The organism is Mucilaginibacter sp. P4_E8, assembly GCF_056401495.1.
The window spans coordinates 102117-115636 of the sequence record NZ_JBFUJG010000006.1 but is presented as its reverse complement, the minus strand read 5'-3'; the positions used below and the strand labels follow the sequence as shown (position 1 = coordinate 115636).

The 13520-nt window shown below is 41.9% G+C and carries 8 protein-coding genes; 1 reads left to right on the top strand and 7 read right to left on the bottom strand.

Annotation, left to right across the window (positions count from 1 at the left end; translation table 11 throughout):
- Nucleotides 1-4: 4 nt before the first annotated feature.
- The 7 genes from AC1DRQ_RS04530 to AC1DRQ_RS04500 all read right to left on the bottom strand — a co-directional run bounded on the left by AC1DRQ_RS04530 (nt 5) and on the right by AC1DRQ_RS04500 (nt 10740).
- Entirely contained in the window at nt 5-5167 is a 5163-nt protein-coding gene (locus AC1DRQ_RS04530) for a hypothetical protein (protein WP_477422455.1), read from the bottom strand.
- Between the two features lie 269 nt (nt 5168-5436).
- The gene (locus tag AC1DRQ_RS04525; RefSeq protein ID WP_477422454.1) at nt 5437-5832 is read right to left on the bottom strand and encodes a hypothetical protein; all 396 of its coding nucleotides are present in this window, start codon (nt 5830-5832) and stop codon (nt 5437-5439) included.
- 18 nt (nt 5833-5850) lie between these two features.
- Complete coding sequence (locus AC1DRQ_RS04520; RefSeq protein ID WP_477422452.1) at nt 5851-6813, bottom strand: hypothetical protein; 963 nt, start codon at nt 6811-6813, stop codon at nt 5851-5853.
- Nucleotides 6814-6815: 2 nt separating this feature from the next.
- Nucleotides 6816-7637: a carboxypeptidase-like regulatory domain-containing protein gene (locus AC1DRQ_RS04515; protein WP_477422450.1), complete on the bottom strand. Its 822-nt coding sequence runs from the start codon at nt 7635-7637 to the stop codon at nt 6816-6818.
- Between the two features lie 109 nt (nt 7638-7746).
- Nucleotides 7747-8232 (bottom strand): hypothetical protein, encoded by a 486-nt coding sequence (locus tag AC1DRQ_RS04510; RefSeq protein ID WP_429395337.1) that lies wholly within the window; start codon nt 8230-8232, stop codon nt 7747-7749.
- Between the two features lie 60 nt (nt 8233-8292).
- A complete protein-coding gene (locus AC1DRQ_RS04505) occupies nt 8293-8655 on the bottom strand; it encodes a response regulator transcription factor (protein ID WP_429395339.1) in 363 nt (120 codons plus the stop codon).
- A 30-nt stretch (nt 8656-8685) separates the two neighbouring features.
- Entirely contained in the window at nt 8686-10740 is a 2055-nt protein-coding gene (locus AC1DRQ_RS04500) for a PAS domain-containing sensor histidine kinase (RefSeq protein WP_477422449.1), read from the bottom strand.
- A 290-nt stretch (nt 10741-11030) separates the two neighbouring features.
- Here AC1DRQ_RS04500 and AC1DRQ_RS04495 point away from each other — a divergent pair, with 290 nt between their 5' ends.
- Nucleotides 11031-13433, top strand: coding sequence for an ABC transporter permease (locus tag AC1DRQ_RS04495; RefSeq protein WP_477422448.1), 2403 nt, complete (start codon nt 11031-11033; stop codon nt 13431-13433).
- The last annotated feature ends 87 nt before the right edge of the window (nt 13434-13520 follow it).

Here is a 13520-nt window from a genome sequence, read left to right as displayed (position 1 = left end):
AACATCATGGTATTATTTTGTTAAAAGGAATATCATCAGTAAACTTTTCGGTAAAATCATAACTGATAATAAAGGCAAGGCTTACATTTAAAGAGAAGGTTAGTTCAATACGGGCTTTTATTTCATCCCCACCTTCCCTGATAACTCYGGCGGCACCTTCTATCTGTATGGAGGTCATGAGCAAGCCGCCGGCCAATGAAAGTACCCCGCGCAGCATAGTTCCTGCCATTAACAGTAGTTGTTTCTCAGAAATACTGCCGGTAAGGCTTACAGAGCGTGTAACAGATACTACCCCTACAACAGGTAACTGCACCGCTATGGAGGCTCCAAATCCGCAGGTATAATCAAACTCAGGAACCGGGTTTTGGATATCAATAAAGATCCGGACCTTGGCACTGCCTGCCCCATAAACTGTAGCAAATTCAAGGGTGATCAGCATAACCTGCATCATACCCTCAAAGCCAAAAGTTACCCCGGCGCCTGCCTTAACAAGGGCCTTGGGGTCGGGATTGAGTGAGAGGCTAAAAAATACACCAATAGTTAAAGAAGCTTCAATGATCACCGGCGGCGGACCGGAAAGCGTGATCATTTGTGTACTTGGGAACTGAATAACGGGTATGGATTTTTCTATACTGCATTTATAATTCCAGCTGTCGGGTGCATTCGATGGTACAAATTTTAGGCCTTCTTCAAAAGCATCGGGCTTGTCGCCACCTAAGCTGTTCAGTTTAGAGAGTACTTCCAGGATCTCGACCATATTTTGCAAAGTCTCATCGCTGCCCCATAAAATTTTAGCGCCTTCAATCAAGGGTTCCTTACCGTATTCTGCATGGAAATTTCCTTGTACGGTAAGTAACGGGGCCAATGTGCCAATCTCCACCACTATAGAAACTTTGGCATTGATCATTTCCCAATTCTTTCTTCCCGGTGTGTCTGAACTCAGATCAAGTGAAAAGGGGCTTGCTGCCGAACCACCATCATAAACAATATATATCTTAAAAGCTTCCTCATTTACAATGAAAAGCTTTTTCAACGCATCGAAATTTGGCGATGCGAAATTTGTTAACTGACCTACTACATCATCCGGAAAATTATATCCGCCGGTTAGGTTACTAACATCCAATGCTTTTATACCGTTGGGTAACGAAAAAGCATCGCCTATGGCAGGGAAGATGCTATTGGTACTTAATAGCTTAAATGCATCAGCAAGCCGGGGTGTATCGGTAAATAGCTGTGGGATCCCTTCGGTTACACCATTTACTACTGGCCCGGCGCCGGGAGCAAACATAGGGCGGTTGAAAAGTATTTTCTGAGTGGGCGTTGTTTGCAATAAACCGTACTGCAAGTCGAGATTTACAGGTTCGGCCACCGCGTATTTGGCTATCTCATCGGGGTTACCGATAATATAGCGCGATCCCTGGTAATCCACAACCGGCACCATATCTGTACCGGAGTTGTTAAAGGAGAGTTTTCCATGCCTGATCAGCGAAACAGTTTCTCCGGTACCCAATTGTACCACTTTACTATTGGATAAACATTTTACTACCGACCAGGAGCCTTCTTTAGGTAGCTCCAAGGTGCCTTGTGCTGCAACCGGGAACAGCGCGGCGCTATTACTTGCAGATATATCAATACGGGTAACATGCATACGCTGGTCAGAGCCGGCTACATTCATCACACAATCAACCGGGCCACCTATTGAACCTACATCAGGGCGGTTAAGAAATGCCTGGAAATCGGCAGCAGGAAATATATCTTCCAGTTTTGTGGAATCAGTAACTTTGGATGCATCACAAAGCAAAACGTAACCAAACTGACCTTTGGATGCTACATAACTTTCGTTACCGCTTTGTTTACCAGAGATAAAGCCCTTCTCAATGTTTTCCAGCAAAATATCACCATCAAAATATACCCCGGCCAACTGGTTGCTGCCATGCATAAGGGTTATGCTGGTATCACGGATTGACCTTACATTGTCAATTTCCCTGACCACACCCGGGTGAAACTCATACGTGTTATTTTGAGCGCCATTAACCGGGTTAAGTATATAGTTGAATTTACCCGGACCGGTAGCCACCCAGCCGGTATCATAACGTGTAACCAGGCCATGGTTTTGCCGCTGCATAATAATAGACCGTACCACCGGGATACAGAAACCAACGATGAAGCTTTTAATTTGCACCACTTCATGCGCGGTGCGGCCCATCATCACAGTAAATTGTACCTGGCTTACCCGCCCAAAGTTGGCCCGGTTATTAAACCAGTTGCTGAAAATGCTGGCGCCATAACCCGAGAAATCAATACGTTTTAAAGGTACTTTGGCATTAACAGAATACTCTGATATGGTTTTCTCGTTATTTTTATAAGCACCAAAGAATTCGGCATTAAACTGGCGGGTTATAGGAATACCAAGAATGGAGTTTTCAACCTCCATATCATATTCTATATCAAAAAAGAAAACGGGTATTTTTACATGAACTGTTTGCCGGCTGGTAATGGCCACCTGCAATGCCGAGCCGTGAAAATAAGGATCGGGCGAAATATGGACATCCTTGTTTTGATAGTAGGCGGCAGCACTAAGTTGTATGGCACCATTTAGCTTGCCTTGTTTTTTGGTGTTGAAATTGGGTTGGTTGAGGTTTAAAGAGGCAAGCGGCAAATCTGTTTTATTTTCTTTTTCGGGGTTAAAATAAGCCAGGGCGCACATACCAAACGGCAGGCTAAAATGAGCCGCGGCGGCATGTTTTCTATCCTGCGTATAAGAGTCATAAATAAACTGTATTACCTTTTTGGGCGATAATGCAATGTTTTCATTATTGCTGCTGGCAATACGTGTTGGGGCCCCGTTTGAATTGAAATATAAAGGGAAAGGGATCTCGGCTTCTGTAAGATTAGGATTAGGGATATTGGTTACCGGCTCCCACTGAATATGCGGGAGCGTGAATGCGCGAACAAGTCGGCCTGAGCTTACCAGTTCCAGGTTTTGTATTTGATAGGTGAACTGGCTGGTATATCCTGTATTATTAATGAGTATCTGGTTACGCTCATTTACATTAGCAGACCATGCTGATGAGAACGCGACACCCATTCTGGATGCTCTTCCTGATACATCTACAAGGCATAAATTACCGGGGATCCATTGCAAAAAACCAAATGCGCCCACCAAATTTACAGGGTCATAGTCGTGACTTTCCCGGTTGCCTATAAATGCCTGCGTAATAGGGTGATTTTGTAGTGGGGTATCAAGCCTGTTATTATAGGCCATTTGGCAGGGGTGCATGAAATTGTTAAAGAAAAAGTTCTGCAGTTCCTGGTCGGGTACAGTGATTCGCTGTTTGAAGGCGTTTCTTATGGCCTCGGCAAGCTGCATATCGAGCTTAACCTCTGTATTGTCCCAAAGTATGGTAGCGATTAAAAATGCTGATCTGAGCGGAAATGTATTAAACTGGTTAGCCTCATCAAATATATCCTCCTGATCTCTTTGATTGCTGATATAAGGATCGGGCAGGATATGGACGATCCGGAATATTGGCAGGTAATTGAGCACCGTACCCTGGGTAAGTGTACCAATATTTGACCCCTTACCCATTATGGCCAAAAAAATAGGCGCCTGAACCGTTATCAGGGCGTTTTCAAGCGCTATACTGGTTGTTTTGTTTAGTTTATCTTCCAGCGTTTCATCCGGATTATCAGGAGTGTCTTTTGCCGCAATGGCCAGAAACCAGCTAAAACCACCAGCCCTGGTCAATTCCGTAATGCCCGGGAACTCAAAATCAAATCTCCTGCCGTTGCTCGCTATCGGCCTGTCGGTTTTTGTTTTAACTTCGGTATACTGACGATGGTACTGGTACCCTATGGCATCTGCTGCGAAAAAACCTGGTAATAAGGTTAAAGGTTTGCATTGAAGGGTTGAGAAATGGCCCGCATCACTTTTGCCGGGCCACAGGTTAATATGCTGTACTAATAATTTGCTGAGCTGGTGTGTGTAATTAAAGCTTAACCGGCCCTGGGTTCCACTCAGGAAAAAAGTATCTGCTGATAATGTACCATTTTCAAGTCCTTCCCACTTGAACTGTATGCCTTTACCAAGCTCTAAACCCAGCTGGCCTGCTGTATTGCACTTGCCTAATTGGGCCAAACCAATCTCATCGTTTGGTTTGGCAAGAACATGGTACCATCCGGAATTTAGCAGCCCGGCCTTGCCCGATACCACCATCATATCCGACTGGCAATCTGTAACACCCCAGTCTGTTTCATTACATGTTAAGGGGATCCGTACTACATTCAGTTTTGTATTAAATTCCGGCTTAATGTCACTGCCCTCATTAAAAGACGACGTTGTTCCATATAATGATATTTTTGCAGGCCCGGCCTGTACAATCATAGCATTATTGTTGTTTATAGTGATGTTAACCTTATCAGGTAAACTGGCAGTTACATTTTGAGCATCATTTGTTGCCTCATTATTATTTACTGATAAAGCATCCGGTTCAAAATCAAAGGCCAATGCCATTGGTGGCGGAATGTTAATACGCAACTGATCAAGAATTATAACAGGCTGCGAAAAAGTGGCCATACAGTTTTTAGCACGGATGCCGGTAAATGATCTGTCCGGAGCAGTATTGTTACTTAATACCCGGGAATCAATCCAGATTGAACAGTCTCCTAATAATATTTGCACGTCAGCTACCGGAATTTTCACCTCCTGATGGGGGAATACTACCGCGATTGGAGCCTCTCTGCCGGGTGTATAAAACACAATCTGTTTATCGATCAGAAAAAAATCATAGTACAATTCGCTATAAGCGTTAATTGTAAAAGGGCCGAAGGAAAAGGCGGGCTCCATCAAATTACCCAGGTTAGCTTCCGGGCCATTATAAAAAGGGAAATTCCTTTGCCTTATCCAGTATGCTTTTTCGTTTGCCGCCCGGTCTGGTATGTCGGCAAATATTAAAGCGGCAAGGTCACTGATCTCCTGAATAATTTGCTGATCAGGATCTGGCGGATCTGGGAACAGGGAGAACTGCCACTCTACATAGCATTTATCCTGCGTGAGGCATATTTTTAATAATTCTTCCAGTTTATTAAGGTTACCACCCGGCTGTTCCTGTTGCTTTAGTGGGCCTAGCAGTTTTAAAAGAATAGTGTTAATTTCCTGTAGGCTCATAATAAATCTTTAAAATTTAATTATATGCTAAACCCGGTGCGCTCAAACTCCATCCAAATGTTTATGAATGGCTTAAGAAAATATGTAAAATCAAGTAAAAAAGATGTAGAACTGGTGTTAGTAGAAGTGTAATTCGGTAATGAAGGTATTTAACTACAGTGAAAGAAACAATAGCTTGCAATGAAATGTATAACACATAATTATAATTGTACGCAAATGTGTAAACTGTTGTGCAATAACTGTTTAACTTTGATTCAATAATTGCGGAGCTATTGCTGTTTTAAAACAAGATTTTGGCCCCCAGAGGATAATGTTAATACACGGTCTGTTGTTCCGGTCATAGTCCCGGTGTAGGTTTTGGAAGGGCTATTGTCTTTAAATGTTAATACAAAAGTTACTTTTGAATGGTCAAATGTGCCAGCTAAAGTTGCAACCAATATGTCACTGATAACTTCATTGCCTGTGAATGAACCTGTAGGCTGGTCGGCAGGTGCATCCGGAAAGAAAAATTTATCTTCCGCATTAGCATTATTTACCCAGTTCTTAGAAAAATCAGGTAAATAAATATCAGTTAGTGAAGGGTCATCGGAAGTACCACAATTTGTGAAGCTAAGGGCTGTAATTATTAGTAGAATAATACACAGCAGGGGATTTAATTTTTTCATGATCTTTARGGTTAAATATTAATTTTTTAAACGATTCTGAAATTTTTGTATGCATAGTTCCATGTTGTTTAGCTCATCAGTAAGAGGAGGGGCCAGCGCGGCGATTTTGGATTGAATGTCTTTTTGAATAGCTTCTTTGTCCTTTTTCGAAGGTTTTAAAAGAAAATACTGATTGATCCGGGTTTTCAGATCATTCAAAGGCAAAATATCCCTGTTATGGATAATGTTAATTAAGGTATCGGCAATGCCATCAAATTCGGTACGAAGAGATGGGTCGGCCCAATAATCAGCTATTTTTTTGGAGTAGGTTGGGTAATTTGTATTTAATTTTTCAAATGCCAAATTGTAAGCATTGGTGACCTGCGCCAATTGAATAACGGCGTTTGCGTTGCTAAAAGCATAGTCTGAAATATATATAATGGCATTTTTTACATTGTGCGCCTGCAAAATATAGTTTTGTAACGTACTGCTTATCTCGGGGTAAAACAGATCAATCCCATCTTGTTTTTCACGGGCTATTCGCAGATCATCATTGGTATAACCTAATTTTTTGAGATTGGCAGCTATCGAATCTATTTTCACCTGCAAGGCCTTTGTTTCAGATTGCCCCTTTTTTGACGCGTCTTTTAACTGGCTTAATGTTGTGAGGTAACTTTTAATTTTATCGTTTGATTGAAAACCTTCAAATATGATCTGGGTTAATAGCGCCGGATCTTTAGGGACCAGCACCCTGCCAGCTATGGGGTAGGCGATAATGTAGCTTTTATCAGATGGCTGAATAGTAACCTGTGTAATGCTATTGCCTATAGCAGTTGTAAATACCCCGGAGTCGTCTGTAGTAGCGGGTTTGCCGTTAATAATTACCGTGTAGTTTTTAACCACTACATTATTGTTTATAAGCTGACCCTTAAAAGGAACAGTTTGCCCATAGCCACATAGCCAAACCATGCAAAAATGTATGATGCCGATGATTGCTTTCATAACTAATGCAATTGAAAGGTGAGGGGTATTTTTGACGAAAAGACCTGCGTATTATTATAGCGTAGCTTATTTTTGTTATAAATTCTTACCGGTAATTCCGCGCCATCTTTTACGGGCAGGGTAATGCGGAAATTGCCTAACTCGTCGGCTTTGGTTTTATACAAACCATCGGCAATTACAATTTGTACGTTTGAAATAGGCTGCCCATGTATATCTATTACTAAACCGCTGATGGTTAAAGAATCTGCCAGCTTTTTAAGGTGCAGTTCAACAGGCGTACGCCCATCAGCAGGAACAGTTATCTCCTGTGATTGCCTGTAATAACCACTTACCGCCGGGATGACAGAAACTTTTTTGCCCGATAAAGTACTTGATAGGTCGGTAAAGGTAGCCACTCCATTTTCAATCCTCGCGGAGTCGGGTTTGTTGAATAAAACTTTGAGTAATCCGCCGCTTACCAGCTCATTTTTATTTTCATCGCCAAAAACAATGAATTTTAAACTAATGGAATCAGCTGTTGGGGAAAGCTTTAAACCAAAATAGATAATTAAGCAAAAAATTACGGTTGGTCCCCCAAGTTCCAGTGTACCATGGTATAGCTGCCCGCTATATTTTGCATGTGATTTCAACGATCCGAACAAAAAGCCCGCGGCGATCAGGGCTACAAATACCAACAGAAAAAAGTAAACCTGCGGACTTAGATTACTGGACCTGCTGCTGAAGATCATCAGTACCACTGCCGCTATCACAAAAAGCACGAAACTCGCACCGGAAATAATAACCCAGGTTAACGATGTGATGTTTTTTTTAGATTCGGTTGCCATTTGGGGGTAATTGGCTGTGTATAATAAAGTTAGGTTTATTTTTTTAATTTACAATTAATTGAAGTAAATCAATGCTTTAAACTTACTATAGCCTATGCCCCGGAATATATTATAATAAAACTTTTAGGTGCTTATACTTTGTTGGCTGGTTTTGCAGCAGCCTGTAGGTTAGGGTGGCAAATATGGCAAACACCACGTGGGCCGGCACTAATTGTATATAATATTTGGAATACCTGATCCAGGGTGGTGCCGGGTGCATTTTAAAAGTTAGTTTCCAAACCATGACTGCTAATGCACCACTCATTCCGCCCAGTATCAGCGCCTCTTTAAGGCCTGGTTTAACTTTACGCTGTTGCCAAAGTTCTACATATACCGTGGCAAATAATATCCCCACTGCATAATGTGCCATCCAGCCTTGTACCTGGTTCAGTTTTTTTGTGCCCGGCAGCAGCCGGTGAATCAAGGTGCCCAAATGTTCGGGCTCACTAAAATTTTCCTTTTCAGCTAACGATACCAGGTAGCTGAAAAGGGTCATAAAGCTGGTTCCGGTAATGCCCGAAATTGCTATTTTTTCTAATTTATTGGTTGCTTTCATCTATCATCGTTTTTTGTATGATATGTGTGGCAAGGGGCAATCCAGGTTTTTTCGATAGTTTCAGGAGGCTATTTTTTGCTGAACTCTTGTTGTAAAATCGTTAATATCAAATGGCTTGCTGATGAAATCGTCGGCACATGCTTCTATAGCCATCCTGCTGCCATTGACATGAGCCGACATCAGGAATATCGGTATCTTCTGCATATTTTCAATCGATTTAAGTTCTCTGCAAATCTCCACGCCATCGCCATCAGGCAGCATAATGTCAAGGATGATCAGATCAGGAAGGGCTATTTCAAGGGCCTGCTTAAATGCCGTCATTGTAGTACAAGCCAATACCGCATACCCTACGTCAGAAAGCAGGTATTTAATTAAATCATTGATATCGTTATCATCTTCAACCAGGTAAATAATTTTTTTCATAACCCATTCCATTTAAAGTGACAGCAAGAATTATTCATTARCCGGATGATTTAAGTTTAAAGGCAAAGAAAAATAAAACTCTGATCCTTTTTCAGGTACACTGTAAACACCAATTTTGCCGTGATGGCGATCAATGATCTCTTTCGTTAAGTAAAGTCCGAGGCCAAGGCCGGGGATATTGGCATTTCCTTCGGCACGGTAAAAGCGGGTAAAAATTTGTTTTTGCTGATCTGTAGTCAGCCCCATACCCTGATCTTTGATTGTAATGGTTACCTCTCCGGCAGCTTGTTCAAGGCTTATCTGCACCTGGTTAGCATCGGGCGAATATTTAATGGCATTGGTCAGCAAGTTTACCATTACCTGTTCCATTCGCTGTTTATCAGCTTTGATCCACACAGCTTCGCCTTCACCCTGAAAAATGATCTGGTGTGTTTTATTTGTATAATTTAATGTTTCGGTCACTTCCTCTACCAGTGCCCGCAAGTCAAATAGTTCCAAATCCAGTTTTAATTTCCCTGCTTCTACTTTGGATACATCAAGCAGATCTGAAATCAAAGCATTCAGTTTATCTACCTGTTTTAGCATTTTGCTGATAAATGATTTACTCGCCTGATCTTTTTCTGCCCGGTCAAGCACCTGTAAATAACCCTTGATCGTGGTTAACGGCGTTTTGAGTTCATGACTGGCCAGGGCAATAAATTCATCTTTTTTAGCACTCAGGGCCTTAACCTCCTCAAATAGCTTAGAGTTATCTAAAGCAACCGCTGCCTGCGAAGCGATACTGGATACCAGGACTTCATGATCAATAGTAAAAACACCCGGCTCCTGGTGCCCGAAAAATAAACCACCGATGACGGTGCCGGTAGAAGAGATAACCGGAACAGCCAGATAGCTAACCACCGGCAGATACCCTTTGAGCATCCCATAATGAAGTGCATTGTGGCCATAACGCGGATCTTTCCGGATATCGTCAACCCTTACCATCTGGTCACCGCTAAAGGTAGAATCAAAAATGGCGGCATCGCCCGGCATGCCAAATTTTTCAAAGGCTTCGCGCGGAGCGCCAGATAAGGCAAAAAGTCTATGAGCTTCCCCACGCTCATCAATTGTATTGTAAAAGAAAGCGCCAAACTCAGCATCCGTAATTTTGGTAGTAGCATCGGTTACCTGGTCTAAGATAGCCTGCACATCCAGTTTTTCGGAAATCACTTTTCCGATGGTGTTCAATATTCTGAGATTCTGTACGTTTTGCCTGATGGTGTGTTCCGTTTGCAAACGTTCTGAAATATCACGGGCGATCTTAGAAGCGCCTATAATGCGGCCATGACTATCTTTCACCGGAGAAACGGTTAGAGAAATAGGGATCTCCCTGCCTGATTTGTGCAACCTTATAGTTTGGAAATGATCTATCTTATTGCCTGCCCTGATGTTACTGATAATGACATCTTCCTCGGCTTGCAGGAATGACGGTATCAGTATGCTGATATGTTTGCCAATCACTTCCTGTTCGGTATAGCCAAATATCTTTTGCGCTCCTGCATTCCAGCTCTGAATAATGCCATCCAGGTTTTTGCTTATAATGGCATCATCCGAAGATTCTACGATAGCTGATAGGATCGATTGTTTTTCTTCCCCCTGTTTCTGGTCGGTAATATCCACCAGCGTATTATGTGCACCTATAATGATATTAAGTTCATTGAAAATTGGTCGCGGAAACACCAGCAAACTCCGGAAGGTATGATCAGGTCTTTCAATTACGATCTCTGCACCTTCGTATGATTTCCCTTCTTTCAAGGTAAGGGCCATTGGGCAGCCATCCAGCGGCATTGGGCTGCCATCGGGATAATATATCTTCCACGAGCCGCACCACAGGTCTTTTCCAATTTCAGGTTCGCGGCCCCATAAAGCAACGGAGGCAGGATTGAAAAAGGTAATAAAGCCGTCCTGGTCACACGTATAGATAGCGACAGGCAAAGTTCTTACCAATTCTTTAAATTTTTGATCAGCCTCCGGTGGTGGTGATCTGTCTATCCCGTTTTTATCGCCCTGGTTTCCCGGTGGGCGGATGGGTAGGTCTTGCAGCATAATTTTTTTGGTATTGAACTGTAAATCATAGCTTATACTATGTGATATATGGAACATAGCAGCAGTGATTTTGTTTTTTTAACAAATGCGGTATAAACGATTTTATTGGCCTGTTTATGTAAAACAAGAAGGATTTTTTAACAAAACCGATTATACCAAAAACGAACGATTGTTGTCCGTTTTTGATACAGGTTCTAAATAATAATTGTCTATTAATTATTTAATAATCAATTAGTTATAAATAAGGCATGATATTTAAATCTGGCTCCCCGTATTTAATCATTACCCTTATGATCAGGAACTACTTTAAAACCGCCATCCGTACCCTTTTAAAAAACAAAGGGTTTACGGTATTAAATGTTTTGGGCCTTTCTGTTGGCCTGGCCACTTGTTTGCTCATTGTATTTTATGTGGTTGATGAGTTAAGCTATGACCGTTATAATACCAAAGCCGACAGGATATACCGGATAACGGAGGAAGTAAAGTTAAACGGTCATGAAAATTCATACGCCAGTTCAGAGGCCCCCTTGCTTAACGCTTTAAAGGATTTTCCGGGAATTGAAAGATCTGCAAGGTTAATGCCCACATCATCTCTTTTTATTTCGGCCCAGAAGTATCATGTTAAAAAAGGAAACGAAAACATCCAGGAAAAGAAAATCGTTTTTGCTGAATCAGGTCTGTTTGATATTTTCACATTGCCTATGATCGATGGCAACCCATCCACCTCTTTAAATGAACCACATTCCGTAGTAGTTACCGAAAGTGCAGCAAAAAAATATTTTAATAATGTAAATGTAGTAGGGCAAACCTTAACTTTTAATGACACCAGCACCTATAAAATTACGGGGGTAATAAAAGACGTTCCTTCGCAGTCGCATTTTAATTATGATTTCTTTTTATCTTTCTCAACGTTGCCCGAAAGCCATGTTAATAGCTGGGGTTATGGCGGCATGCGTAATTATTTATTGCTTAAACCCGGAGCAAACGTAAAAAACCTGGAAGCCCAGATCCGAAAAGTGGAAATTAAAAATTCCTACTCTCCCGCTGCCTGGAGCTCGGGCGATAATTATTTAAGGATTGTTTTAAAACCGTTGCTCGACATCCATTTACGGTCCAATAGCCAATACGAGTTGAGTAAAAATGGCAGTATCCAGTATGTTTATATATTTTCGGTTATTGCCCTGTTTATATTGCTGATAGCCTGTGTTAATTTCATGAACTTGTCTACCGCCCGCTCATCAAACCGTGCCCGTGAGGTTGGTGTACGTAAAGTATTGGGTTCGGGCCGTAAAGAACTGGTGGCCCAGTTTTTGGTAGAGTCGACACTGGTAACATTGGTTTCAACCATTATAGCTGTGCTGCTGGCCTGGATATTTATGCCTTTGTTTAATCAAATGGCAGGCAAAGAGTTGGTTTTTACATCACAATCCATTACCTGGCTGTTACCTTCATTGTTAGTTATCATTTTGGTAGTTGGTTTCCTTGCAGGATCATACCCGGCGTTTTATTTGTCAGGATTTCAGCCTATTGAGGTGTTAAAGGGGAAATTGTCAACAGGTTTTAAAGGTAGCTTTCTTCGCAGTTTCCTGGTAGTTTTCCAGTTTTCCATATCTATTTTCCTCATCATCGGTACGCTGGTTATTTATAATCAGCTAAATTATATTCAAAATAAAAGCCTGGGGTTTGATCGTAACCAGGTATTGGTTATTAAAAATACCACCTCGTTAGGCAATCAGGCCGAAGTTTTGAAACAGGAGTTGAAGCAATTGCCAGGCGTGGTAAATGCAACCATGACATCATACCTGCCAACCGGCGATGATAGGAATATTACAGGCTTGTTCCCCGACCGCACCATTGATATTAAAAAAGATATGCTGACCGAGTTTTGGCCGGTTGATGAAGATTATATCAGCACCATAGGTATAAAACTGGTGGCCGGCCGCAATTTTTCAAAGGAAATGAAAACTGATACGGCAGCGATAATTGTTAACGAAGCATTTGTTCAAAGGTTAGGGGCGAAGGATCCGCTGAGTAAAACCGTTTATCGCGATAGCTACGGCATACAGCCATTTCGTATTATAGGGGTGATGAAGGATTTTAATTTTTCGTCGCTGCGCGATAAGATAGCTCCGGTTGTTTTATCGTATGCGCCCGATAATGGGGCCATTAGTGTACGAGTGCACACAGCCGATATAACAGCCCTAATGTCGCAAATTGAAAATAAATGGAAAAGCTTTTCGCCTAATCAGCACTTTGCCTACTCCTTTATGGATGAGGATTTTGATGCCACCTACCGGGCAGAACAGCGTGTAGGGCAAATATTTATATCATTCAGCACACTGGCCATTGTAATTGCCTGTTTAGGCTTATTTGGTCTGGCTGCTTATGCTGCCGAACAGCGTAATAAAGAAATAGGCATACGCAAAGTATTGGGGGCCAGTGTTACCGCGATAGTAAGTATGCTTTCTATGGATTTTATCAAACTGGTACTGATCTCTATTTTGATCGCATCGCCACTGGCCTGGCTGGTTATGAATAAGTGGCTGCAGGATTTTGCCTACCGTACAAATATACAATGGTGGATATTGGGAGGTGCCGGTTGCGTTGCCATTTTGATCGCATTTATAACCATCAGCTTTCAATCCATCAGAGCGGCTTTGTCAAACCCGGTAAAAAGTTTGAGGAGTGAGTAAAATCACCAGAGTAGAGAAACTTCGTCATCTTTAATGGGACAAGCGCTTTATAAAAGCGCTTGTCCCATTAAAGATTAATGCTGTCGG

Excerpts from the sequence above, each read along its gene's own strand:
- AC1DRQ_RS04525 (WP_477422454.1), bottom strand. The coding sequence starts at position 5,832 with ATGAAAAAATTAAATCCCCTGCTGTGTATTATTCTACTAATAATTACA.
- AC1DRQ_RS04515 (WP_477422450.1), bottom strand. The coding sequence starts at position 7,637 with ATGGCAACCGAATCTAAAAAAAACATCACATCGTTAACCTGGGTTATT.
- AC1DRQ_RS04520 (WP_477422452.1), bottom strand. The coding sequence starts at position 6,813 with ATGAAAGCAATCATCGGCATCATACATTTTTGCATGGTTTGGCTATGT.
- AC1DRQ_RS04505 (WP_429395339.1), bottom strand. The coding sequence starts at position 8,655 with ATGAAAAAAATTATTTACCTGGTTGAAGATGATAACGATATCAATGAT.
- AC1DRQ_RS04510 (WP_429395337.1), bottom strand. The coding sequence starts at position 8,232 with ATGAAAGCAACCAATAAATTAGAAAAAATAGCAATTTCGGGCATTACC.
- AC1DRQ_RS04495 (WP_477422448.1), top strand. The coding sequence starts at position 11,031 with ATGATCAGGAACTACTTTAAAACCGCCATCCGTACCCTTTTAAAAAAC.